Annotated in this window: 15 protein-coding genes and 1 pseudogene; 3 read left to right on the top strand and 13 right to left on the bottom strand. The window is 47.3% G+C overall.

Translation table 11 applies throughout. From position 1 onward, the window contains the following. Window positions 1–132: 132 nt before the first annotated feature. The 12 genes and pseudogenes from MKX41_RS08785 to MKX41_RS08730 form a co-directional block, all read right to left on the bottom strand. A pseudogene (locus MKX41_RS08785) lies at window positions 133–3,861 on the bottom strand (CBM96 family carbohydrate-binding protein); the annotation flags it as partial. Between the two features lie 178 nt (window positions 3,862–4,039). Continuing rightward, window positions 4,040–5,773 (bottom strand): hypothetical protein, encoded by a 1,734-nt coding sequence (locus tag MKX41_RS08780; RefSeq protein WP_340969676.1) that lies wholly within the window; start codon window positions 5,771–5,773, stop codon window positions 4,040–4,042. A gap of 89 nt (window positions 5,774–5,862) precedes the next feature. Then, entirely contained in the window at window positions 5,863–7,449 is a 1,587-nt protein-coding gene (locus MKX41_RS08775; protein WP_340969675.1) for an extracellular solute-binding protein, read from the bottom strand. 62 nt (window positions 7,450–7,511) lie between these two features. Next, complete coding sequence (locus MKX41_RS08770; protein WP_076283707.1) at window positions 7,512–8,402, bottom strand: carbohydrate ABC transporter permease; 891 nt, start codon at window positions 8,400–8,402, stop codon at window positions 7,512–7,514. A 4-nt stretch (window positions 8,403–8,406) separates the two neighbouring features. Beyond that, window positions 8,407–9,381: an ABC transporter permease gene (locus MKX41_RS08765; RefSeq protein WP_340969671.1), complete on the bottom strand. Its 975-nt coding sequence runs from the start codon at window positions 9,379–9,381 to the stop codon at window positions 8,407–8,409. Between the two features lie 201 nt (window positions 9,382–9,582). Further along, the gene (locus tag MKX41_RS08760; RefSeq protein WP_340969667.1) at window positions 9,583–11,895 is read right to left on the bottom strand and encodes a helix-turn-helix domain-containing protein; all 2,313 of its coding nucleotides are present in this window, start codon (window positions 11,893–11,895) and stop codon (window positions 9,583–9,585) included. Window positions 11,896–12,078: 183 nt separating this feature from the next. Next, entirely contained in the window at window positions 12,079–12,882 is an 804-nt protein-coding gene (locus MKX41_RS08755) for a polysaccharide deacetylase family protein (protein WP_076283710.1), read from the bottom strand. After that, window positions 12,875–13,933, bottom strand: coding sequence for a glycoside hydrolase family 88/105 protein (locus MKX41_RS08750; RefSeq protein ID WP_339241129.1), 1,059 nt, complete (start codon window positions 13,931–13,933; stop codon window positions 12,875–12,877). The genes MKX41_RS08755 and MKX41_RS08750 overlap by 8 nt, the downstream gene beginning before the upstream one ends. Window positions 13,934–14,271: 338 nt before the next feature. Continuing rightward, entirely contained in the window at window positions 14,272–15,186 is a 915-nt protein-coding gene (locus tag MKX41_RS08745; protein WP_076283712.1) for an N-acetylneuraminate lyase, read from the bottom strand. A 29-nt stretch (window positions 15,187–15,215) separates the two neighbouring features. Next, complete coding sequence (locus tag MKX41_RS08740) at window positions 15,216–16,001, bottom strand: carbohydrate ABC transporter permease (RefSeq protein ID WP_340974848.1); 786 nt, start codon at window positions 15,999–16,001, stop codon at window positions 15,216–15,218. 169 nt (window positions 16,002–16,170) lie between these two features. Further along, a complete protein-coding gene (locus MKX41_RS08735; RefSeq protein ID WP_076283714.1) occupies window positions 16,171–17,115 on the bottom strand; it encodes a carbohydrate ABC transporter permease in 945 nt (314 codons plus the stop codon). An 84-nt stretch (window positions 17,116–17,199) separates the two neighbouring features. Next, complete coding sequence (locus MKX41_RS08730; RefSeq protein ID WP_076283715.1) at window positions 17,200–18,573, bottom strand: ABC transporter substrate-binding protein; 1,374 nt, start codon at window positions 18,571–18,573, stop codon at window positions 17,200–17,202. 239 nt (window positions 18,574–18,812) lie between these two features. Between MKX41_RS08730 and MKX41_RS08725 the strand changes: the two genes are divergently transcribed. The 3 genes from MKX41_RS08725 to MKX41_RS08715 all read left to right on the top strand — a co-directional run bounded on the left by MKX41_RS08725 (window position 18,813) and on the right by MKX41_RS08715 (window position 24,730). After that, on the top strand, window positions 18,813–20,612 hold the full coding sequence (locus MKX41_RS08725; protein ID WP_340969659.1) for a sensor histidine kinase: 1,800 nt from the start codon (window positions 18,813–18,815) through the stop codon (window positions 20,610–20,612). Then, window positions 20,593–22,188, top strand: coding sequence for a response regulator (locus MKX41_RS08720; RefSeq protein WP_340969657.1), 1,596 nt, complete (start codon window positions 20,593–20,595; stop codon window positions 22,186–22,188). The genes MKX41_RS08725 and MKX41_RS08720 overlap by 20 nt, the downstream gene beginning before the upstream one ends. A gap of 79 nt (window positions 22,189–22,267) precedes the next feature. Further along, window positions 22,268–24,730 carry a LamG domain-containing protein gene (locus tag MKX41_RS08715; protein WP_340969654.1) on the top strand — a complete coding sequence of 821 codons (2,463 nt, stop codon included), beginning with the start codon at window positions 22,268–22,270 and terminating at the stop codon, window positions 24,728–24,730. A gap of 216 nt (window positions 24,731–24,946) precedes the next feature. Here MKX41_RS08715 and MKX41_RS08710 read toward each other — a convergent pair whose 3' ends face one another. Then, window positions 24,947–25,933, bottom strand: a complete 987-nt coding sequence (locus MKX41_RS08710) for an alpha/beta fold hydrolase (RefSeq protein ID WP_076283719.1) — start codon at window positions 25,931–25,933, stop codon at window positions 24,947–24,949. Window positions 25,934–26,015 lie beyond the last annotated feature (82 nt).

The following is a 26,015-nucleotide window of genomic DNA, read 5'->3' as shown; positions in this document are numbered from 1 at the left end:
ATCTGCTCCCTCATTGTTCGTTATCGTAACCGGCTCACTTGCCGTCATTGTAGCGATGACCTCTTGTTTGGTCGGTTCCGTAGTGCTGTATACAATTGATGCCGTTGGTGTAGTCTTGTCTATGCGGAAGGTGATTTTCTGGTTTGCCTCCACATTTCCTGCTCGATCCATCGATCGATACAGTAGGGTATACATACCGTCTTGTTCAAAAGTCAGAGGAATCGTGTACGGTAGCCATATTTTCCCGCCATCTAAACTGTATACCACGGATGCTACACCGGACTTGTCATCGGTTGCGCTCAGTGTCGCTTGTACGCTGCTCATATACCAACCGTTACGTTCCGTCCCTTCGAGTGAAGCGATCGTCGTCGGAGGGGTCATGTCAGTAACAATCCACTGCATGGAACGAAACTTGGAAGATAACTTCCCGTCGCCGATTCCTCCTCCCCATTCAATGAACCCTTTTCTGCCGGATCCGTCATTGTCATTAACAAGCAACGAGAAGCTGAAGTTCCCGTTCTTCTCCGGCTTAATCGGTGCGACTTCCGACCAAGGGAGAGATAGTTCGTAGATCGTATTCTGCTCTTGATCTCTTGTAATAGCTAGCTGACCATTGGTGATGGGTCCTTTAATCACGCCCGGAGGGGCATTCCAACTGTATATTTGCGGACCATCAGGTGTTTGAGAAATTCCGATTTCGTACCAATACGGTTCTTCACCCGGAAGGCCATTCGCAATGGCAAACTGAATGCTGTCGTTGTTCCAAATATCGGCACCCAGGAAAGAAGAATAATGCACATTGTCCTTTACTTTCGCAGATAGATAGAGTTGGTTTGTATCGTAACTGATCCAGACATTTCCGCTTAAATCTCCTGCACCTTGATAGCCTGTCATTTTGACCGTACCCTTCGACAGATCGATCGGAGATGCGCTGGCTGCCGTGTCCGGATCTAGCACTCCATCTACTGCAACAGACCTAAGGGGCACAGGATTAAATTCGGCAGATCCCGTGTAGGTATACGGATCAAAACCATCGACATTAACTGTCACTTTAATTGTACTACTAACACCAAGGCTAATGGCAGATAGGGGGAATTTCACGGAGGTAGATGCATCAGCTGGAATCGAAACATTCAGAACCTCCGATCCGGATTGGGTTCCGAATCTCCATTCCACTTTATTAATCTGAATCGGCTTGGTTGTGGATTCGTTCTTAATTGTAACCATAAGTGCTTTGCTGCTATCCGATTCATTAAGAGTAGGTCGTACCTGAACGTTATACGATGGAAGTGTCGATGCCGAACTTCTCAACAGGCCGACTCTCTCGCTCCCATTCATCAATACGCCTGTAATAAGACGAGTACCCGGTTCGTTACCACTCGGCACGCTGATTGTTTCCGTCGTTTTCTGACCGCTAGGTGTAGACACCGAATAGTGCTGTCCTTCTACAACTAGATTGAAATCAAAGTCATCGGACATCTTGTTATCCGTCTCAAGGGCGAGTGACATCGAATCACCTACGTGTGATGACTTACTTGTTAACGTAAATGTGGAATCCTTCTCAATACCTCTAACTTCTCCTGCCACATAAAAGGGTTCATTGCTTAATGTCACAAATACGTTGCCATTATACGGCGTGTATGTGTGCGTATTTCCCATCATATCCGTGATCTGAATCGGACTCGGCGTACGTATGACGACTGGCGTCGATGTGCTTGTTGTCCATAAGACACGAACCGGTTCACCATTTTTATCGAACGTATAGCTTCGAATATCTTCTTCCGTGACATCCCGCGCAACGAACTGTACGTTGTTCAGTATCCTTGTCATAGTCGCAAAACTCGTATAGGCGGGCTTTGGTGTAAGGCTCCCTAACGGATCGTTCGGATTTCGCAAAAGGCCGAAGTTATCTTCATTAATATTTTGGATCCCGTCATTGATCAGGTCGTACCATACAACCTGATCCACACCATTCGCGATTGCAACGACATAAGCGCGAAGCAAATAATTGGCTTGGGTCTTCTCATCCACGCCGCGGGCATCAAGCTGGGTTGGCCATCCGGTCTCATTAATCCAGATCGGCTTCAGATTTCCGTTGTTGTACTTCAGAATCAAATTTTTCAAATCAGCAATCTGGGTTTCATACCCTTCCGGCGCACCGGGATATAGATAGGGATGAATCGAGAACCCATCCATATATGACATGCCGCCCAGCTTAAGCACATCTTCAATCCATTTGAGATTACCCACTGTCGATGTTCCAAGAACAGGCAGTTCAGGGTACATAGGTTTGATCGTCTCATACGTTTTCTTCAAGAGTGGATAATAGAATTCTGGTTTGGAATCGGCTGGCCCATTGCCGCGATCTCCGAAGCTGCCATAAAATTCGTTGTATACTTCAACGGCATCCATCTGGCCTTGGTAATGATCGACGTAAGCCTTCATATAATTGGCGAATCCTGTCCGCCCGGCATCTGTATAAGGGGTACTGTTATTGTCGTAATTGGGGTTAGTGTATCCGGATACATAAAGGAAATCAAAATCGTCTGAATCTAGCATATTCATGTAATAGTCCGGCTGAGGGGTAAAGGTGTAGTTCCCCTGCTGTCGCTCGATGCCAGGCCACTCATAGCCGCCCCGCACCATGCGGATGCCGGCATCCTTCATCAGCTTCACGATATCAGGAGTCATGGCCTGTGGAAAACGATGCAAATGAGTCGATACTCCGAACGGAGCATGTTCATTTCCCGTTGCATCACGAGTGGCAAGTACAGTGAATGGTGTTTTAATTAATACAGGATCGCTCCCTGCAAGATCGGCTCTGACATGCAGTGTGAAATATCCATACGTGGAATGTGGAACAGTCCATATGGCTTCGTTATGAACCGTTGGTGCCACGCCTTCCGATACAAATGCTCCTTGATAATCGTAAACAGACCATGCGACAGATGGCCTCGCCGTTCGGACTTTGAACTGAATCGGCTCACTGTTCGTATAGACATTCCCTGGACGGGTCTGGATCAGCTTCGTCGTTGGTGTCGCTGCTGTAACATACGGACCATCATTGCTCCATTTATTCTGGGCGTTTCCGGCTTCCACTTTGAACGTATAATTCTGACCTAGCTGCAATCCCGATACGGTGTAAGAAGTCGTTGTTCCATTCACCGTCCCTAAGATGCTGCCATTTCGATACACCGTATAACCGGTCACGCCAACTGGGTCGGTTGCTGTGGACCATTCGAGCTGTAGACCAGACTCCGTTATATTGGTGACGCTCAGTGCTCCACCACCTTGCCAACTCGGTGCATTTGCATTCGTCCTATTGGAAGAAATGTCCAGGTAGGGCTGGTTGACGATGTTCTCCCTGCTGTTGATAGAGACCGAATGGCCTTGCGCCGCCTGCTGTATCAATGCTAGGCTTGCTATACCGTCTGCAGCCTTTTGCTGTTTGACAAAGGCCGTTACATCCCATTCTTGCCAGCTTGCCGTCTTACCGACATTAGCGGAGGACAAATAATGATTGATGTCAGGTTTATTATTCCAGGTCACTGACTGCTCTTCCCAGGTGTCGTCCTCCATGCCATACGCTTGAACGCCGATCGTCGAATTCTCTGTATCAATGGCATATACCTTTATTTTGGCCGTGCCAATCTCTCCGGTAATGGAGCTAAGATCGAATTTTAAATACGTTTGCCGATTTAAATTAATATCCGCGTTATAATTTTTGACAATGAGCTGATTAGAGGTCCCATAATTTTTACTCGCATTCCCTCCAGCATTGACATAGGTATCTTCGAGCGGATTCAACTGGACAACCGTGGGAGCAGTATTAGCAGAGGCGATAGATGACGTTACGAACATCGGTGCAGGCCATGGCAGTACAAGACTATGAAGCAAGGCTAACGACAATGTTAATCCCAAGATACGATTGGAGGCTTTCGTTGAGCTCTTATTGAACACCCTTCTCACCTCAATTATTTATTGTTAATCTACTTGATTTCACGTTCTTAAACTTAAGAACTTACGTCCTCCTTATTTGTTAATTATGAAATAATACGACCCGTTCGGATGGCTTCTTCGCTAGCTTCAATGTTAGCGATTGGTCAGGCGACTCCAACGATGTTTGAACTTCATGTTCCGAGATAGAGAGCGACGACCTTCTGTCGGAATCCTCGTCCGGTCCGCAAAGCGTCAATGCAAACATGAACAACGCTTCCTTCATCGCATGGAAGTCAATCATCGAAGGTTCTCCTTTGTAGAGGACGTAATCCAAGCTAACAATCGGACCCTCTTCGACCAATTCCCAATGAAACACACTGAATTCATCCATCGCGCCATATAAAGCCTTGACCGATAACGTCATCTCTCCAAGATACGTTTGGAATGCATCTTTGCCGATCTGTTTCCATGCAGGTACATCACCAGTACTGCCAATTTCAAGCCGGATTCGCAGATCTGACGCCGTCATTCGACCGTGGATAGGATCCAAATTCACATGTGTATCTCCGCCGTCCAGAGCGAATTGGATGCCATATAGTACGGAAGCTTGCTCCTGTACACTTGTATACACCGCCGAACAGAAGTCGTAACCGTCATGCAGCACCCGAAGCTGGATATAACTTCGCCCCTGATTTCCGGTGTGAACGTAACCCAGCAGATTTCGGCACTGCTTCCACATCACATTATGATTGAACGTGCCAAGCGTGAACTCAGAAGTCATGTACGTATAAGCCTTCCGCGTCCGGAACTCGTGATAAGGAGGCAAATCCTGCCTCAGTTCCCGCTCAACAATACTGGTGAACAGTCCATACAGCCGCTCCGGACAGACGATGCCTTGCGCATACCATTCCAGTCCATATACGAATTCGTCATTGCTTACAAATGACACGTCACCTTTACAGGCCATCTGAAGGAATGAGAGATGCGAATTACTTAGGAATGTCTGGTATGAACGGGCGTGGGGTCCGGACCATTGCTTCAGCATCGGGTGGAAATGCTCGGCAACCATCAGCCAGGTCGCCTCTAACATCTCGTTCGCCAACCGCTTGGCCTCTGCTGTATTCGAATACATCACAAGTGCGGATAGTTCCAGAATGGCTACCGTACTGTACGCCGGGCTATTATATTCGAGGAATGCGCCGGTCTGCATAGAATAATCGTATAGGCGCGTGAGTCGTTCCAAGCCATACTCGAAATAGGTGCGGTTCTTTAAGCGTTCGCCTGCAATCAATGTAACGAATGCCCCCATAATCGCAATATTCGTGTAATCAGGTCCGACATTTCTTTTGATGATGGCTTCGCAGCTATGGGAGATCGCCTGGCTTGTTAATTGCTCAAGATCGCCCGGAAGTCGGTTGCTATGACGTATCAACACTTGCAGTAGTCGCCTCCCGATGAAATCAGCCCAGTTCCAATCCGGCGGTGACATCATGGACAGAGGCTCCTCAAAGTACCATGACCATATTCCGAAGGTAGGCGAATCCGGCTGCTGATCCTGAAGGGATAGAATCGTTCGCAGTATTTCGAACGCCCGATCTTTATAAGCATCTTCATGGCAATCCAGAATGGCCAGGGCATAATCCAGAGACTCCCGGATGGGGTGAACATTTTCTACATTTCTAAGCTTCGTATGATACCCTGGACTCGTAAACGGTGTGCGAAGCAACTTGATCTCATCATTGTAATTCACATGTTTGGGTTCCAATGCTTTCTTGAGGAAGGGAAGCCACTGGGTTTCCTCTTCGTGTATTCTGCTGAATTTCGTGCTCGACATGTTTTTCCTCCTTAGCTTTACCTGGTTACGGTATACTTCTGATCCTTTAGGCAATCAGAAGTATACCTACCGAGTGTTTCAACAGCGTTCTAATTCAGATTATCTTTGTTTGCGTCATACCACGCTTGCGCGAGCCTCTCCACATTGTCGCCGCCAAGACGCTTCCATTCTTTCTGTAACTCGTTCAGACCTTGTGCAGGCGTCATCGAGTTTCCGCCGGTCACAACCTTCGCTTCAATCTGTTGTGCGATCGGATTAAATGTCGCGATTAATTGGGTCAATTCCGGGAAATCAGGATTAAAAGGGATATCTCTGCGGTATTTATTTTTCATGACCAGTTCAAGCGACTTACCCTTCTCTTTGGCATAATTTTGTGACTGCTCATCCTTGGCCGCCATAGCGAGGAACGTCTCTGGACGTAACACATTATCGAGCATGATCGCATATTCAGAAGCATAGGCAACTTCATTCTTGAATTTATCCGGGTCGGTTTTCTGCCGGACGCCGTCGACTATGTTAAAGTGGACGCCTTCTTCGCCATACCTGAGCGGTTCCCAACCATCCTGCAGCATCCAATCGATAAATTGAATTGCTGATTTAATCTGATCTTCATTCATTTTGCTATTGAACGCGGTGAATACGCTCGGCGGTGCCTCTTGATACAATCCGTTTTTGCCATATTTGCTGCTGATCGACTCCAATGGAACTAGCTTTGCTGTGGGATCATTTTTTATTAAGTTATTATTCAACTCTTCGATATCCCAGTTGGCAAGGTAGATGCCAGCTTTGCCTGTCGTCAGCAGTTGACCTGAGCGCTGGAAATTCGTATCCGTGATATATTCCTTGTCGATTAATCCTTCGTCGAAGAGCTGCTTCTGGAAGGTTAACGTATCCACATACCGATCTAGCGTTCTGCCGAATTGCAGTTTGTCATCCTCGACGTACCATTGGTTCTCGCTAGTAAAAAAGAAAGCTTGATCAATCGAGTTGGAACTCACGCTTAATGCGATCGGTACGGTGTCTGCTTGACCATTACCATCCGGATCCCCCTCCTTGAATTTTCGGGCAACATCGATGAACTCTTCCACGTTTGTCGGCGCTTTCAGTCCAAGCTTATCCAACCAGTCTTGACGGATCCACATCCCGTGGTTGGCAAGCGTTTCCCGTGCGAACGACACCGCATAAATTTTTCCGTTAAAATTCAAGTAGGGCTGTAGCTCAGGATGCTTCTCTAGATACGCCTTGTACGTCGTACTGTATTTGTCGATATATTCGCCAATCGGTTGGATTGCGCCTTGATTTGCCAACTGACTGATGTAATTCCGATCGTATTCCCAGATTAGATCAGGTGCTTCCCCAGCGGCGATGAGTGCGTTCAACTTCGGCTGTGCTTGATTCCGCGCAATAGGAACCCATTTCACATGGACGGGTGATTTCTCATTGATCCACTTCGTCCAGCGATTATTCTCATACGTCCCTTCCTCTGTCGGCACTTTCCCACGATCAAACATCGAAATGCTGATTTCTTTCTTGTTTTCCTCATTTACTGTGGTAGCTGTGCCCGATGAATTAACCGGTTTCTCTGATACAGTTTTGTTCGAGCTGCATGCGGACAGCATCGTCACGGACATCGTGATCACCATCATAGTCATCATGGCTTGTTTCAGCTTCTTCATCGTTTCATCCCCTTTTTCCTATTGAACTATATCAAGAGCCTTCAGCCCTGTGATATCAGTCGTCAACCCTTGACCGACCCAATAAGTACACCTTTAACGAAATGCTTTTGTAGGAATGGATACATACATAAGATCGGCGTGACAACGATGACGACGGCAGCCGCCTTCAGCGCCTCTGGTGTCAGGAGTACCTGCTCCAACGCCTCATTTCCCCCCATGTTGTTCAATAAGTTACTGTCCACCAGACTAATCATCTGATATAGCTTGACCATAACGGTCAGCTTCGTTGATTCTGTGATATACAGCATCACGTTGAAATAACTGTTCCACCAGCTGACAGCGTAGAACAGAGACAACGCCGCCAAGATCGGCTTGCACAGCGGCAAATAGATTTGTAAAAGGATCCGCCAGTCGCCCGCGCCATCGATGGATGCCGACTCCTCAATTTCCTCCGGCAAGCCTTCCATAAACGTCTTCATCACGAACATGTTATACGTACTGATCAAGCCTGGAAGCCATACCGACCAATATGAATTCATAAGCCCAAGCGACTTAATCAAAATAAAGTTTGGAATCAACCCAGCCACAAAGAGCATGGAAATTGTAATGAACATCAGCAATACGCTTCTTCCCACCAATCTCTTCCTTGAGAGCGGGTATGCTGCCATAATCGTCATTACTACGTTTAATAGTGTTCCGATGATCGTAACGACGACGGTATTTCCCAGCGCTTTGATGAGCTGTCCATCATCGAATAGCCGACCATAAGCAACGGTATTGAATTCAATTGGCCACAAGAACACTTCACCGGACGTAATTGCCCTGCTGCTGCTGAAAGAAGCCACGATTTCGTACCAGAAGGGGAATAAGGTTAACAACGAAATAACACCTAGGATTGCGTAAGCGCTTACCATTGCGAGTTTATTTAAGAGTCTTTTTTCGGTTCGTATCATTGGATCACCACAACCCCCGTTCCCCGAAAAGTCGGATCAGTCGATTGACGCTGAGAATAAGAATGACACCAATGATGGATTGAAACAAACCGATGGCCGTCGTGTAGCTGTAGTTCATGTTCTGAAGCCCTACCCTATACACATACGTACTAATGACATCGGCCACATCCAGTACGGAATTATTCTGGAGAACAAGGGTCTGCTCCAATCCGACATCCATCATTTGTCCCATTCGAAGAACGAGCAAAATGGCTATAGTACCGCGAATACCAGGCAATGTGATATGCCAGATTTGCCGCAGTTTGGCGGCGCCGTCGATTTTAGCTGCTTCATAGAGCTGAGGATCAATCGAAGCCATGGCCGCCAGATAAAGAATGGTTCCCCAACCAGCTTCTCGCCAAATCCCTGCAAGGGTATAGGCAATAGGCCACCAGAACGAATCTGCCATAAAATAGATGCTTTCCCCGCCGGTTATTTTCTTCAATAGAAGGTTCACGATTCCCGTACTCGGCGATAACGCAGCAATAACAATGCTCCCTAGCACTGCCCACGACATAAAGTGGGGAATGTACAGCATATTTTGCACGATCCGCTTATACCAGTTACGACGTACTTCATTTAATAAGAGAGCTAGTAGTATCGGAACAGGAAAGCCGAACACCAGACTATACAAGTTAAGAACAAGCGTGTTTCTTAGAATCCTCCAAAAATCTGAGCTTGCGAAAATCATTTGAAAATGTTTGAATCCAACCCAAGCGCTGCCGAATACACCGTCCGAGAATCTGTAATTTTTAAAAGCAATGACCTCTCCGACAATGGGCACGTATTTAAACAGAAAATAAAATCCGATGACAGGCACAAGCATAAGATATAAATGTTTGTCCTGCAGCATTCTACTCCAGATCGACCGCCTGTGTGTTCCGCTTCGTACTACATGCGATCCGGCCTGCGATTTCGCTGTCGCTAACCTCCCCTTCATATGTTCTCATCCTTTCACATCATCTCGCCTCACCCTTTCGCATGAAGACATGCGACTGATGAGTGCTACGATTCAAATTGTAGGATAAGAAGCCTTAACCCGGAAAGAGACGCCTTATGCTATGAGTGACTTTTCTTACAAGATGTCGGGTCGCATTTTTTATGCTTCGTTCATTTTTTTGTGATGAGTTTCGTAAAAATCTTATTCCACGGTGATTTCGGCATTCGTATCTAGCATCCAATCCCGATGCTCCGAAGGCGTCATGCCTGTATATTTCTTAAATGCCCGTAAAAAGCTTCGAGTATTGTTATACCCAACCTCTTCGGCAATATCGTTGATTTTGCGATTCTTATCTATGAGCAAGCCAACAGCAGCTTTAATCCGTGTCTCAATCAAGTAATCAATGAAGTTCTTCTCGGTATGCTCTTTGAACAATTTGCTGATGTACGTAGGAGTGAGCTCAAACTGATCAGCCAACTGTGCAAGTGAAAATTCGCTTTCTCTAAAATGCTCCTCGATATAGATCAACATGGCTTCGATCAATTTATTACTGCCCCGCTGCTCCCGCTTCTCTTTTACTTTGCTTGCTATCTGCGTAAGCACGTCCAGTACGATCTGCTCCAGTACCTTCCAATCATGACAACGGTTCATTCGTTCATGAAGATTGCCCATGCTATCTAGTACTTCGTCTGTTTCAATGCCTGTCGCAGCAATGGCCTGCAACGATTTTATCACCAGCTCATAGGATAAATGCCGGATGAGCTCCGGGGACAGACCGTTCCCTATCGCCTCCTGGTATAAGAGTGCAACATTTTTCTTGATTTTCTCGATCTCCGTGTGCCTAAGCGCTTCAATAATTCGCTCTGTCATTTTAATGAGCCGGTAATAATATTGATTATCCGAGCCGATCAAATCTTCAAATGAGATAACGGCATGGCTGCCGAACACCATGCGATATTGCAGTGCTTTTTGTGATTGCTCATACGATGTCGGAATATCCTTCATATCGGAATAACATCTACCTACCCCGGCCGTTACGCGTAGTCCGAACTGATGCTTCATAATGTCCAGGATGAGTTCAAGAATCGTTAGGGCTTGCAAATGGTTCTGTTCCACATCTCCTTCTGCGAAGCTAAAAATAATAGCAGATCTACCTGAACCTAAGTCGATTGCAATGCCGGCAGTCTCCATATTGATCAACTCTTCGGCGACATTACAGAACACATAGGTATATAGCGTCTCATCCTTGGAGCTCATACTGCCTTCTTTCTCAATCTCAGCTGTACAGACGACAAACATGCTCGGATGCAATGGAAACCCAGTAAATTCTAACTGGATGCTTACGGACGAATACTCAGTTCGATAACCCGCTAACATATCCATCACGATTCTCCATTTCAGGATCGGCTTGGAGTCCCGAACTCGCTGCTCCAACTGCTCGCGATCCATGAACATTTGATCAAATACCGTCTCTAAATAATCAAGTCTGGCGGCGTGCTCCGGCTTCATTGGTTTGAATGCGCCAGTCATTTTATTTGCCAAGCGATCCAGCGGTCTAAAGGTTCGACGGTTCACGTAGAACAGCACGGATAATGCGAGTACGACCATCAAGACAACAATCCCGATCATAAGATTTCGAATCGATGCTAATGGATGGTACAACTGAGTCTCAGGAATAACGCTTACAATTCTCCAACCCGTATAATTGGACTTCGTATAGAAGATGGACTGCTTGCCTCCATTCCATTCGACTGCGAATTGCCCACTCCCCTTCTCACCTAGTATCCGGTTGATGTAAGGAATGTCTGTCATATTCTTATATAATTGTGATTTGTCATCATGCGTCACGATGTTCCCTTTGTCATCGATGATGAACGTATGTATTCCTTCTTGATTGCCATCGAACACATCGCTAATCATGCGGTAGAGTACCTCTTCATTAATATTGACAGCTACAAGACCTTTCCGGTAAGCCGGACTACTAATTAGCGGATAGGGTCGGATTAATGTGACGACATCCTGCATTTTCTCCCCATCCCATATCTTGTGCGTCGCGATCCACTTCGTATAACCATCCATATATAGATAACTTCCTAACCAATGATCTTCTGACTCGTTTTTGTTGATATAAGCTTTATCCGTTAATACATCACCGCTCGTATTCGAGTAAATAAAGACGGAGGAAAATTGATTGTTGGCATGAACCATCGTTTTCAATTTGTTCGATAAACCGAAGAAATTCGCATACTTCTGTGAGACATCATCGTAACTGTCATACATGAAATACACGTATTCAAGTTGTTCAGATAAATTCAGCAAATCTTTCTCTGTTGAGCGAAACACGAGTTCGATCTTATCGTCGATCTGCTTGAGTAGCGCAATATGTGTATCTTTCAAATCGCTACGCAGACGTCCTACCATCCCGAAATAAGACAAGCTAAAGGTAAGGATAATAACGATGATAAAGATCGATCCATAAATCATCATAACTTTCCCCGAAATACTTAAGCGCATAACATATCCCTCCCTCAGCAGATGATTGGATGTCATTCATTTCGTCGTGAATTCCTATATCACTCTTTAAAATTCTAGAAATAGAAAAACTCCCTCCTGTTCCATCGTTTCTCTCTAGTTAAGAGCCTTGATGTACAAAAGGGAATCTATCTTGATTACGAATTCGTTGTTTGCGTGGTCAGATTACCGTACCAGTATTATTTGACTTCCGCCTTTCACTTCAATGACTTCACCATTCACTTCCAGCCATATCGAATGATAAGAGGGATTGTATACAAGATCCATCGCAGCAGAAAATCGTAGGCTCTGATAGATTCGCATGTAATCTACGATTTCGATGTTCGTCGCGTACCATATATCCTCACGACCACTAACCGATTCACAAAAGCTCTCGATTAGTTCCCAATTACTGTCTTGATCGAACTCGTAGCTGTGTCCCCAGATATACATCAAATAAAGATGCTGTCTTCGACCAAGCTGCTTGAATGTCTCGGTCAACGCAAGAAGGTTTTGGTTGTGGTGACAGGTCGGGTTCCACGCGAAGTAATCATCTGGCAGGTGAAAATTCCCATGACTTAGGACGTTTCTGGCATATTCGATCCCGAGGTGTGGGAGCATCTCTTGGATCTGGCGGTTGAATGAACCGTTGGGATAGGAAAACCCTCTGATCGGGTAGCCTGTGACTCGTTCTATAGACTTCCTGTCTTCAATTATCTCACCAACGATTTGCTCCCTTGAACATCGTGTTAGTGTCGGATGCGTAACCGTATGCACCGCGATTTCATGGCCTTTGTACAGATCCTTGACTTCTTCCAAAGGAATTCGTTCGTGATGTCCGGCCAGGCCTGAATTTAAATGGAAAGTTCCTTTAATGCCATATTGATTGAATAAGTGCAACAATCGTCTATCGGCTGATCTTCCGTCATCATAACTCATCGTGAGTACCTTATGTTTCCCCTCAGGGAACGTCAGTTGTACATTAGGCATAGAATTTTCCACAGTCTGCGTGTGCGAGTGATAACAGAATAAGAGTTAGCCCTTGGCCATACAGGGTCGGAATGCACGGAATTTCATCATAGGCCGCAATGCTCGGCATAACTGGCGTTCCTCCAGATACCCCTTGTACTGTACCGTCAGGGTCAATCCGATCTATAACGCCATGCAATGCCAGATTAATGGCTTTCTTGTATGAATCATCCAGCCAACCTAATCGCATACCAGCTAACCAACCCGCCGCGATGCCTGCGCTCCCGGATGTCTCCTTATAAAATTCGGATTGATCCATGACGGTACTCCACATGCCAGATACCCCTTGGAAATGCCGTAGTCCTGCTGCAAGCCGCTGGTATCGTTCTACAATCTCATCTGAAAATGGCGTCGTGGTACCAATCTCCTCCGCAATCCAAGGAATTGCGAGGATGACCCATGCATTCGCACGCGTCCAACGAGCGGAGGACATATGATTCTTCTCCTCACAATTCCAGCCATGGAACAATACACCCGTTGACGGATCCTGAAGCACACGTAAATGGCTAAGTAGTTGGAATTCCGCTTCTATCGCGTATTTGCGATCACCAGTTAGCTTTGCAAGTCGAGCCAGAAAGAGTACGGTCATAAATAAGCTGTCCGCCCACACTTGTTCGGAAAACTGAACATTCTCCGTGACTGTATGCTCAAAAGTACCTTCCCGCGTGCGTGGTGCTTCCGTTAGCATCCAATCCCCGACATTGAGCGCGGTATCCAAGTACCAATGTTCGCCCCCCAGCCGATACAAATCAGGGAAGATCGCATACGGCGCCATGGAATTGATGACATTTACTTGCTCACTCAATTGTTTATTTCGAGCCGTCCATTGAAGCAAATATTCGATGGCTTCATGATTGTTCATTAATTTGCCGTAAGCCAGAATTGAAATGACGCCGACGCCCGGAACCCAATCCCAGCTATCGATACCCATTCCCCAATCATTCGTCGTCTTATCGATCATCCGATGATAGACGCGATCCGCTAGTTCAGCTAGTTCATCTTTTCCCAACATCTAGATCCTCTCCCCTGAACAAGAATCATACTTTTGTTGTTCCCTTTCAAAAGGCTCTATTGTAAATGTAAAGGATATCCCCCTCAAAACTTGAGTAAATGTTCAGGTTTTATGGGGAATTTCCAAATTAGCAAGAAAGCATTGGAATAACACATGGTAATATTCACTTACTGCTCATCATTCCTTTTGGAACAGAAGCGCATATCATGGGTTTGTTTTTCCGTGACGGGTTTATTGGACAAAACAAGATATTTTTGCCTGGAAGGTGAGGGCAAGCTGCTAGTTGCGCCGATCGCATGTATTCTTTACATCCTGGCTCCATTGTCATCATCAATTTATTACACTTGATAAGCCGATACCTTCAAAACAGCACTTTTTTCATAAAACGTTCGGATTGCCGCTGTCTCTACCTCCGTCAGTTGCTTTAACGGCTGCCTTGCTCTGTACGAGCGGATAATGCCCTGTGCATAGCAAATATACTTCTCATAAGGGATCACATCGAAAGACACCATATTCGCAATGACCTCATTCGCCTCGCCCTGCAGTTTTGAAAGACTTGACCAGTTCCCATGTTCCGCTTCTTGATACATCTGAACGAATAACGGAGCCATCATATTATAGGTGCTGCCTATAGCGCCGTCGGCTCCAGTGAGCGCGCCAGCCGCATACACCTCATCATGTCCGTTAAAGATTAGAAAGCGGTCTCCGCAGCGGGCACGAATTTGCTGCATCTCGAACAGGTTGAGGGATGTGAATTTGACGCCGATGCATTGGGGATACTGGGCCATCTCTTCGTAGAAATCCATCGATAATTGGACGCCTGTCGCTCCCGGGTAATGATAGATAAGCATCGGCAGCGGGACAGCGGCCATAATTGCAATATAGTGTTCCTTGATCTGTTCAACTGTCGTCTTGTAATAAAACGGCACCACTGCCGACATCGCATCGACGCCCTGCCGTTCGGCATGACGCGCCAACTCGATTGAAGCTTCCGTACCTATGGCTCCGACGTGGGCAATGATCGTTGACTTCCCCTCCGCCGCGCGGACGACTGTCTCCAGCACCTCTTGCCTCTCCACCGTATTCAGGATGAAGCCCTCACCAGTACTTCCTCCTACATAAAACCCTTTAACGCGCTGGCTTTGCAAATGTCGAACTAGACGGGCAAGTGACTCATGATCAATACTACCGTCATCGTGCATCGGCGTAATAAGCGCGGTATACACGCCTTTGAAATCATAAGAATTAGTCATCTCTATCGGCTCCTTTTTTAAAAAAACTATCAACCCTTTACGCTCCCTGCGGTCATTCCCTCGATCAAATATTTCTGAATAAATGCGAAAATGACGATAATCGGTAAAATAACGATAACCCCGCTTGCGAGCAATCCGCCCCAGTTGGTCGAACCCATGCTTTCCATCAATTCGGCGATGCCGACCTGAACGGTCTTTGCGTCGATAGAGCTGGTTAAAATGAGCGAGTACTGGTAGTCGTTCCATCCGAGAATAAATGCATATAGTGTGATTGACACCAACCCCGGCAAACTAAGCGGAATAATGACTGTGAACAGCGTCCGCCACTTGCCTGATCCGTCAATCGCCGCTGCTTCCTCCAGCTCGGGCGGTATGGTACGGAAAAACCCGCTCATAATCCACACACCAACAGGTATCGTCAGTGTCCCGTAAATTAAGACCAAAATCGCTTTCGTATTCAGCAGTGAAAACGCTGCCGCTATTTTGTACCAGGGAATCATGATCAACGGACCCTGAATCATCTGGGCCAGCACGATTAGCACGACGACCAGGCTAACGCCGGGTACCTTATAACGGGCCAGACCATAGCCGCTAATGCAGGCGATGGCTCCTGTAACCAGTGCGGTGATACCGCATACGATAATTGAATTGAGCAGCAGTCGGGGCAGCTGAAATCCTACATCGCCAAGCGCCCATCTGTAATGATCCCAAGTCAAATTGTCCACGATCCAGGTCGGAATCGTTGAGAACATTTCCGTGTCCGACTTCAGCGTCGTGACGATCAACCAAGCGAACGGCAGCAGCGTGAATACCATCAACAGCGCCAGCCAGACATAATTTGCCGTTCTTTGAGCAAAAGACTCTTTCATAAGTCGCACCTCGAATCATGCATCGTTGTTAGTGGTACTATCCTGCATAGTACAAGCAGGACCAAGACTCGTTAGAACATCGTTTTAATCGGGTATAATATCGTTCCTCTGATGCCTATTCTAGGTTTCGGCCGAACAGACGCGAGTAGATACCGACGAGAATCAATACTATCGCCATCGACAGCGTAGCGATGGCCGAACCTTTGCCGAGATCGAAGTAAACGAATGAATTCGTATATAAATACGTCGGCAAAATACTGGTCGAATAGCCCGGTCCACCGTTCGTCAGCGCCCATATCATTTCGAATTTGGTCCAGGAGGAGACAATACTGACAAGCCCGGTCACGTACATGATCGGCTTGAGCATTGGCAGCGTAATCCGGGTAAACCTCTGCCACGCGGAAGCCCCATCCATATGCGCCGCCTCAATCATTTCTTGGGAGATGCCCGTGAGTCCAGATAGCATCATCAGCGTAATATAGGGGAATCCCTTCCACGCCGACGTTAGCAGCAGTGCGGGCCAGACCAGTTGTTCATCTCCAAGCCAGACGATATTTTCCGAAATCAAGTGAAACATTTTTAAATAATGATTGAATAGTCCGTAATGACCGTCGTAAATCCACTTCCAGACAATGCCGATAATGACGACCGGCGATACCCATGGAACCATCATCAATCCACGCCACAACCCTCTGAACCGTATCTTGCTGAACAGAATAATTGCGGCGGGTATTGCAATCGCGAATTGAAGGGCAGTGGAACCCAGAACCCAGATGAAGCTGTTCCAGAAAATTTGCCAGAAAGCTCCGTCATTCACGAGCAGCTCCTTGTAATTGCCGAAGCCGTTGAATGACATGCCACGTCCGGAGATGAGCGAATAGTCGTACAAGCTCAGCCGGATCGTTTCCACAAGCGGATAAAATTGAAATACCACAATATAAAGGACGACGGGCGCCAGCAAAAAATACCCGAAGCCGAATTCCCGAAAAAACGCCGAAACGCGTCCCCGCTGTCGGTTGAGCGGCGGATCCTGCCTATCTAGCCTCAGTATGTCGGACATTTCTTACGCTTCCTTTCCTTCACCGGTCCCATAACATCCTGTGAAGCTGCAATGGCTCGGCATGCAGCTCCAACGGAGTCTGGCCTATTCCAGTTTTGCCTTGATTTTGTCAATGCCGTCTTTGATGGAGGCATATGCCTCTTCTACCGTCACTTTGTTGTTAAGCAGCTTGGCCATCTGTTCCTGAACGATGACTTCCATCTCGCTTTGTCCCGGAATTTTGTCCATCGGAACGCCGGATTCATCCAGCAGCTTGCTGAAGTCGTTCAGCATCGTCTTGTGTCCCTCTATCGCTTTTGGATAAATTTTTTCTGACTTCTTGATAATTTCATCGAGGCTTGTACTCTTGATCGCCGTCACGTTGACGACGGACGCTGCCGTGCTGTTGAATTCCTGGGATGACCATTCCTGAATGAGTCTCCAGGCGACTTCCTTGTTTTTACTGTCCTTGAACATCGCGATACCGACGTTCGATACCGGCGCTTTGGCTGATGTGCCTGAAGGCCCCTTCGGATACGCAATCGTACGGGAGACATTGACGATGTCTGGGTTAATGCTGTATACATTGGCTGTAAAGAACGTTCCCGCCGCAATCATGCCAACCTCGCCATTGCTATATGCGCGAAACATTTCCGGGTACCCCCAGGTCAGATGCGCTTTCGGCTGATAAGGCTCCAGATTTTTGAAATGCTGAAGCGTTTCCAGGTATTTGTTTTTGCTCTCAGCTGACGTATCGCTCAGCAGCAGATTATTGCTATATGCGGCCGTGAACGGCACACGGAATGCGAACCGGGCTGTTCCAAGCGGATAGCCGAAACCGTACTTGCCGTCTTTCGTCATCGCCTTGGCTGCTTTCTCAACATCCTCCCACGTTTGCAAGTCCTCCAGCTTCATGCCTGCTTCGTTCAGCATTTTCTCATTGACGATCATCGTGAAGGAGTTCGCTAGATTCGGTACAGCGTACAGTTTGCCATCCTCTTGGGCATATTCCATCGTACCCGGCAGAAAATCGTCCTTCTTCAAATGCTCGCCTTCTTGCTCAAAATAGGGGGTCAAGTCTTCCAAGCCGTTCAATCGAACCAAATTGGTGATGTCTTGCGTTTGTGTGAGATCCGGGACGTCCCCCGAATTTAACATGACGGATAGTTTTTTCTCCATATCGGCCCACGACAGATACATGTACTCGATATTGACGTTCGGATATTTTTCCTTCATTCTCGCCTTGAACTGTTCAGCCAGCTCTTTCTCCGCCTCTGAAGTTCCCGGATAGACGAACCGGATGTCAGCCTTGACTGTGTTCCAGTCGATGGCCTCTCCGCTTGCCGCCGTCGATGGCGGCTGGCTGTTCTTTCCATTCTCTGCCGCGTTATTCCCGCCAGATGTTCCGCATCCGCTCGCTAACAGCGACAGTGCAACAACCACCGCGCCGAACCCAAATCTCTTTTTCCCCCTGCGCATATCTGATCATCCTCCCGTTTGGACTTGTCTTGCTTGTGCACAATCCCATCTTACCCGCAGATTCGATACGCAACAATGCGGCAATTTCAAGGTTTAGTGGACTTCGTCAAGTAACTGGTTTCGATCTTCTACCTCCATATTGAATGTAGAGAAAGGATTTGCTAATGTAACAGTATCAATTGCTTATAACATTATTTTCCTATGCGGATGATCAAGCGCCGCCTGTTGGGAGGCTTTCCATGTTCGTATTCAGACATCTGCAAACGAAACTGTTCGTATCCTTTGTATTACTCGTCCTCATTCCGCTGCTGACGCTCGGCTTCTTTTCGTTTCGGACCGCCACCTCCTCTCTAGAGAAGGAAACGGAGCAAAATCAAGCCCAGACGGTACGTTTGATCGGCAATAACATCAAGCTGATGCTAGACGACGCCGGAGACATTACTTCCTACATTATGAATAACGTTAGCTTACAAAGCTTGCTCAGCCGGGATTATAACGGACCGGTCAACACTGAACAGGCTGCCGCACTTGCTTATCTCGACAACATCAAAGCCGCCAAAAAATACGTTAGCTTCCTTGTTATCTACGGCCAAAACGGCTTTTTGTACCGCGATTTCAGCGAGTTTTTCCGGCAGGTCATCCCTTATTCAGACTTCGCTGAGATGCCGCTATACACCGCTGTTGCTTCCCGGGACGGCGAGGCATTCTGGACGTATTACAGCACCCCCCTATTTACATTCGGGCACAGCTACAATGAAATTATGATTGGACGGCGGATCGTCGATTTATATGACCCGGACAACAAGCTCGGCTTGCTTTTTATGGGTGTTAATCGTGACGCTATCGGCAATATCATTCAGGATATTGAGATTGTGCGCTCCTCTAACATCTTTATTTTTGATGACAACTACAATCTTGTATCGAGCAAAAGTCAGGACAATGGATTAAAAAAAACACTGATGGACGATCTGAAACTCAAGCAGCAGCTTTCACTTAAGTCGCATTCGGAGATCTATGATATTAACGGAAAGCGTTATTCCGTCGCCAGTACGGTCGTGGAACCATATCTTTGGAACATTGTGAGCCTCACACCGCTGGAAATTATCCGTAGCCAACACCGAATCATGCTAAATGTAACTCTCGCCCTATCGGTATCGCTGCTCGCTCTTGTCGGGTTCTGCTCGGTATTCCTATCGCGCAGTATTACAAAACCGATTAAGAAGTTACTCCGTTCCATGAACAACTTCAAACGGGGCGACTTCAACCAGAATGTCGAGGTCACCTCACGAGATGAGATTGGATTGCTTACCCAAAAGTACAATGATATGGTCATGGAAACGAACAGTCTCATTCAGAAAGTGTACATTAGTCAAACAAAACAAAAGATGATTGAACTTAAGACGCTTCAGACTCAGATCGAACCGCACTTTCTGTACAATACGCTGGACTATATTTTCCTTAAATCGAAAATGAACGGTGATGATAATACAGCCCAGGTAACGCAATCCCTGACTGAGCTCTTCCGTCTTTCTCTTAACAAGGGTAAAGATTATTATACGATTCGTCAGGAGCTGAGCCAGGTCAAGGCCTATATTCATATCCAATATGCCCGCTTTCCGAACCGATTCATTCCTTGTTATGAGATCGATCCTGACATCATTCACTTCTATATGATGAAGCTACTGCTGCAGCCATTGGTGGAAAACGTGATTCTACACGCCTTTAGTACAAAGCGGGCACAGCCCGGCACGCTCTCGATCAGAGGAAGAAAACTGGACGAGCAGCGGGTTGAATTCGTCGTCGAAGATGATGGATGCGGCATGAGCCCGGAGATGGCGAGTTCTCTGCTTGAAAGTTATACCAGCGGCACCGGTTATGGCATCCGTAACGTCAATGAAAGACTGACGATGATGTTCGGGCCGGAATACGCACTACGTATTGAGAGTGAACTGGGGCATGGCACGCGTGTTATGCTGGTTATCCCGCTCATATCAGACGAAAACCAATGGAGGCTGCTTTATGAAAATCATGGTCATTGACGACGAACCCATCGTACCCCAAGCCCTTCGTGCCCTTATTCCATGGGAGGAGCATGGTTTTACTTGGCTTCCGCCTGCCGATAACGGAGATGAAGCGCTGGAGCTTATCGAGCGAGATAAGCCCGATCTGCTGTTACTGGATTGCCGGATGCCGGGCAAAACTGGCCTGGAGCTGTTGCAGGAAATCCATGCGCGGGAGCTGCCGGTTAAATCGATCATCTTGAGCGGACACGACGAGTTCACGTACGCACAGCAGGCGCTCAAGCTAGGCGCACTGGATTATTTACTAAAGCCACCGGATCTCGACCAGCTGCTGAATGTTGTCCTATCCATCCAACAGCAATGGAAAGATGAGCAAAAGCTCAAAAGTCAACTTAAGGACCATCTGCCACTGATCCGTTTCCGTTTTCTTACTTCTTTGCTGGAGGGCGCCTGCTTCAACGACGATCTGTTCGTGGAAAAAACGGAGTTCCTACACATCCCTCTACGGATCGGTCCCGTATATCTAGCAATCATCGAGTTGGACGAAGATCCAGACTTTCCGAAAAACTACTCTTACGAAGATCAGCAGTTGATGAACTTTGCTGTTATGAATATAGCTGAGGAGACGCTTGCGGCATGGCCTGACAAATTCTTAATTTGTCCTGAGCACAACCGATTCATTCTGCAGGCCAATGTCACACCGTCGCAGAAGGCTCAGTTTCGGGAGGATTTGTGCAGACTGGTAAGTAATCTGCGCGAGGCGCTTCACTATATGGTGATGATCGGGGTATCGATGCAAGGGATGAGCCTCAATACGGAGGGCAAACATCTCTATCAATCGGCTCGGACGGCGTTGGAGTACAAATACTATACCGGTCAAAACCAGGTCGTGTTCGTTGAGGATCTGGAATGGGAAAATACCGTCTCACCGAATCAGAAGTTTCCAGCTTCCACTCCAGTTGACGAAGCGCTTCAACTTGCGCTCAAAGTCGGTAATCCCGATCAGCTCACCCGATGGCTAGAGGACTTTATCCAACATTTGAAGAGCCGCGACTATCCTGTACAAGTGACCAAATCCATTGCACTCCAGCACATGGTGGCAGCTGCGGACTCGCTGATGGGCATGCACCCGAAGCTGGCACTCGACGAACTGCTTCCCGCAGGTCAAATTACGATGTTCTTCGAGACGTCTACGTTGGAGCAGTTAGTGGAAGAAATGCGACGCTATCTGGACGTACTTCTGCGGCGGACCCTCGATTTTCGCAAAGTCGGTAAAAACGCTATCGTGGAAAAGACAAAGCGATTTATTGAGGATAATTTCAGGGAGTATGTGACGCTGGAGACAGCAGCACAGGCAGTCTACTTGTCGCCCGTCTATCTAAGCTTTTTGTTCAAGCAGGTCCAAGGCATCAACCTGTCGGATTACTTGACCGAAATACGGCTTGCCGAAGCGAGACGATTACTTGCGGAAACCTCTCTGAAAACCTATGAGGTGGCACTCCGCTCCGGCTACCAAGACGAGAAATATTTCTGCCGTCTGTTCAAAAAAAGGACTGGCCTGACACCGACCGAATACCGCAATCGCCAAAATTGATCAGCCATACCGCTCAAAAGATTAATATAATCTACCAAATCTAGACTCTATCCAATAGGTTAGAAAGAGTTGATTTGGTATGATTCTTAATGTAAGCGCTTTATATTTTATGTCCAAGGAGCTGATGATTCTTTTGAAACAAGCTGTTTCCTGTTTGCTGCTCGTTTGTCTTATGGCGGCTTTGGCTGTGCCAGCAGCCGCTACTGGTTACCGTGTCGATCCGAAACGGATCTATGCAAATGATGGCACCAATGATTTCTGGTGGTCTCATACGCGTTGTGCCACCCTGCCGGGACAAGGTCAAAATGGCACTCCGGCGATATTGTGCACGGCATCCAAAGATTTGAACGACAACCACTCTGACGTGTTTTATGACATCGCCTACACGGTCAGCACTAATCTTGGTGACAACTGGACGCCTTACAACGTTATCCCGCAATACGATTGGAAGACACTTCCGAATGGCTACAGGGGCATGCTCATCGATCCCGTTCCTGTCTATCATGCTGCAACCGGCAAGATCATACTGCTTGGCATGGCGCAGTCGTACGAAGCCAATTTCGGAAAAAAGCAAACCTATCCGGCATACGCCGTATTCGACCCAACTATCGAAGCCTGGAGTGCAGATTGGCAACTCTTTGATTGGCCACAAGTATTCGGTCATGCGGGAAGCTCTTATCCACACATAGACGAGCAGACGGGCAAGGTGTTATGGCCGATCCATTCGACCTCCGGCTCTGGCGCGCTGCAAGTTGTGACCGCCTCCTTCGACGGGACCTCGTTGATATACGAAAGCATGAGCGGTACGGTCCCGAACACCGGCGTACACGGCAATCGTTCAGGTATCGAGGCTTCGCTGACCATGTTCGGCGGCGAATACTTCCTGACGAGCCGTGATGACACGAATAATCGTTTGACCAAGAGCGTCAACGGTATCGACTGGCAGCCCGCCGTTGATCTACAGTGGGAAGACGGCACTCCCATCGTCGGTAGCATGAATACGCAGATGCATTGGATTACGCGACCGGACGGCTTGTATCTCGTTTATACTCGGCAAGATTCCGTCAATTCGGATGTGTTCCGATATCGGGCGCCTCTATGGATGGCCAAGATGAATCCGGAAACGCTTAGGCTTAAGAAGGAAACAGAGCACAACGTGATGCCGAACACGACCGACCGTGCGCAGCTCGGGAACTTTGGCACGCTGGATGTTACGCCAGAGCTGAGTATTGTGACCAGCAATGAGTGGAATTCGCTCCAGCCTAACAGTACCATCGTGTCGCGTATCTGGTGGAACCGTTCATTGCTCGGGAGCTGGCCGCTGAACGAAACAGCCGGGATGACGGCCGTCGATACATCAAGTGCAGGAAACGACGGCTCGATCTCAGGTGCAGTACCGGGCGCGGAAGGGCACTTTGGTCCAGCACTGAGCTTCTCCCAAGCTGGCGATCACGTCAACCTTGGCCATTCTGCGGACGGCTCGTTTGACTTCGGCTCGACGCAAGACTTTACTGTCTCGGCATGGGTCAAGACAAGCCATACCGGATCGATCCAATATATCGTGAACAAAGGCGATACCAACGGCTCCTTCTGGCTTCGCTTCGAAGCGGACGGCTCACTCCGATTCTTGCTCGATTACGGGAATACGTTCGATGCAGTACAGTCCGCCGTTTCCTTAGCGGACGGTAAGTGGCATCATGTCGCTGGCGCGGCAGACCGCGATGCCGGACTACGGCTGTACGTCGACGGATTGATTGTCGCGCAATCGTCTGCGTTCCTGGGAGGCGACATAGCTAGCAACCTCCCCCTGACGATTGGTTCTAATTCAGCTTTGACGTTAAAGGGGCTGATTTCTGAGGTTAAATTATTCAATTATGTCTTAGAAGAACATGAGATGCTTGCTCTTGGTGGTGTCGCTGGCAGCTGGAGCTTTGACGAACCGACGGTGGGAAGCGGCATTATCACAGCCAACGATATAAGCGATTACGAATACGGGATGCTTTTGAACGGCGTGGCTCGCAGCTCATCAGGTAAATCAGGTGGAGCTGTCCAATTCTCGGGAAGTGGACAATTCGTCAAGCTTGGTGATCCGGATTCCGGCTTGTACGACTTCGGCACAGATCAAGACTTTAGCCTGACCGCTTGGTTTAGAACCAATGTTGTCGGCACGCCGAAATACATCGTAAATAAAGGGGATACTAACGCTTCCTACGCCCTGCGAATCGAGAGCAACAATACAATTCGATTCTGGCTCGATTACGGTAGCACCGCCGATGTCGTACAATCGACGCAGACGTATACAGACGGCAACTGGCATCATGTCGCGGCTGTAGCGGATCGGGACACGGGACTGAGACTGTATGTAGACGGTATATTAGTTGGAGAAAATAATTCGCTGCTCGGAGGTAACATCTCGAACAAACTGTCGTTGACCGCCGGACATAACTCGTCCTCCACAATGAACGGCCTAATCGACGAGGTTCGGCTGTACCGCTATGCGTTAACGGAAGAACTTTTACTGAACGAAATTGTAGGTGATTAAATCGGTGTACAGTTCCTTGTAGGACAAGTACTTGGACCTTAGCGCTGATTCTCTCTTGATCGGCAGATGTGACACAAGAATTGGAATCAAACAAAAACACCCTAATGCATTATGAAGTGCACCCCTTAGAATAGACATCGGATAACCCCCCTGGTTTATCCGATGAAATTCTAGAGGGTGCACTTCAATTTCGGCTCCGCAGTTCAATTATCAACCCTACAATTGGATTTGTTTCATGTAAGCTTTGAATTCCTCAGCGATTTCTTTGTATTTTGTATGATGCAGGTAATGAGAACCTTCCATCGGAATCATTTTTCCCTGTGCGGATTGTTTGACTTGCTCTTCATGAAGCGGAATCCACTGTTTATTGTGCTCATTATTCGATTGAACGAAGAGAAGCAACGGCAAGTCTTTTGGCATTGTGAGTTTTTCTCCATTTTTAAAATTGGAACCGAGGTGGCTCAGTTCATTCATCAACGTTGGATTGGTCGCGACTTGATTCGAAATCAAACGCATCTGTTCTTTGGTATGCTCATCGAATGCAAGCGATTTATACGCATCTCCGCTCACTTTTTGGAACAATCTCATCAGACCTGATTTTTGAAGAAATTGCATGGATTTCAAAGGTAATTTGACATCCATCCCGGGTTGATTGGGAACGCTGCTATCGATGCCGACAAAAGCAAGAACTTCATCCGGATAAGTGTTCACATAGGTCGCTCCGTAAAGTCCCGCGATGGAATGTCCCATTAGAATGTAACTGTCAACACCCAGTTGCTGCAGAGCTTCGTGAACCTCACTTACTATATTCTCCGTCGTTCTTTCCTTCTCGGTTTCATCGCTCAAACCATAACCGAAAGGCTCGACCAACACGACTTTATAATTAGGGGTAATTTCATCGATCAGCAATTTGAAATCAAGTGCAGGTGACGGGGTTCCTTGTCCCGGTAGGAGTACAACGGTTTGTTCTCCGCTGCCTTGTATGAGCACATTCATCTTTTTCCCATCCACATTGACATACTGGCCATAGGATTCGATTTTCTTTTTCTCTACCCCATCGCTGATTGCATCAACGATAAAAACGATGCCCATGAACAGCACGAGCGCCCCTACAATACCTCCGATTATTTTTAACCATAGGTTCCGTTTCTTGTGGCTCTTAGTCCCAGTTGTTTTTATTTCTACCTTATTTGCCACGTTCATCTCTTCCCTTCCTTGTCTCTGTATCTGAAGTGCCGCCTTGACGACATATTCAAAGTGTAATCAACTAAAATGTACTCATCGT

The sequence above is a fragment of the Paenibacillus sp. FSL R5-0475 genome (genome assembly GCF_038004585.1).
Classification (GTDB): Bacteria; Bacillota; Bacilli; order Paenibacillales; family Paenibacillaceae; genus Paenibacillus_AQ.
Note: the sequence above shows the minus strand (reverse complement) of the source record. Positions and strands in the feature narration are given on the sequence as shown.